Source organism: Polaromonas aquatica, from assembly GCF_042659145.1.
Classification (GTDB): Bacteria; Pseudomonadota; Gammaproteobacteria; order Burkholderiales; family Burkholderiaceae_C; genus Polaromonas; species Polaromonas aquatica.
Genome location: NZ_JBHSRS010000035.1, coordinates 1 through 890, shown reverse-complemented (window position 1 = coordinate 890; position 890 = coordinate 1). Strand labels below are relative to the sequence as shown.

Annotated in this window: 1 pseudogene; it reads left to right on the top strand. The window is 59.6% G+C overall.

The features are described 5' to 3' along the window. Positions 1-152 precede the first annotated feature (152 nt). Positions 153-809 (top strand): annotated as a pseudogene (locus ACFQND_RS12235) (IS256 family transposase); the annotation flags it as partial. Positions 810-890 lie beyond the last annotated feature (81 nt).

The window sequence follows — 890 nt, the reverse complement described above, 5'->3', positions numbered from 1 at the left end:
CCTGACGGGGTATCTTTTGAGCAACCGGATGGGCGAGGCCATCGTGTTGTTTGGCTCAATCAACCTTCCTCCTCTGTTGGTGGGAGGGTGTACAGAATTTTGTGTAAACGGACAATCCACCGCCGGCGCAAGCCGGCCTGTCCGTAAGCACAATGAACACCAAGAAACACGACGTACCCGAAGAACTGCTGTCTGGCCTGCTGGCCAACTACAAGAAGCCTGAAGACCTCATCGGCGAGAACGGCCTGCTCAAGCAGTTAACCAAGCTGCTGGTCGAGCGAGCCTTGGACGCCGAGCTGACTGAGCACCTGGGCCATGAACGCAACGAAGCGGTGGCCAACCCCGCCGGCAACACCCGAAACGGCAAGAGCAAGAAGACCCTCAAGGGGGAGTTTGGCGAGTTGCCCATCGAGGTGCCACGCGACCGCCATGGCAGCTTCGAGCCCCAGCTCATCCCCAAGCACCAGACCCGCTGGGCCGGCTTCGACGACAAAATCATCTCGCTATACGCCCGTGGCCTGACGGTGCGCGAGATACAGGCCCACTTGCAGGAGATGTACGGCACCGAGATCTCGCCCAGCCTGATTTCCTCGGTGACCGATGCTGTGGCCGATGAGGTCAAGGCTTGGCAGACACGACCGCTGGAGCCCATCTATCCCATCGTCTATCTGGACTGCATCCATGTGAAGGTGCGAGAAGGTGCTGTGCGGGTCAAGGCGGTGTACCTGGCCATTGGCATCACCATGACGGGCGACAAGGAGGTGCTGGGCCTGTGGCTGGCGCAAACCGAGGGCGCCAAGTTCTGGCTGGGGTCTCCTCGTTTTCAGTGCAATAAGTGACGGTACGAAAAGCTAGCACTGGCGCGGAGGTGGTGTTGGTAGATCGTTGAT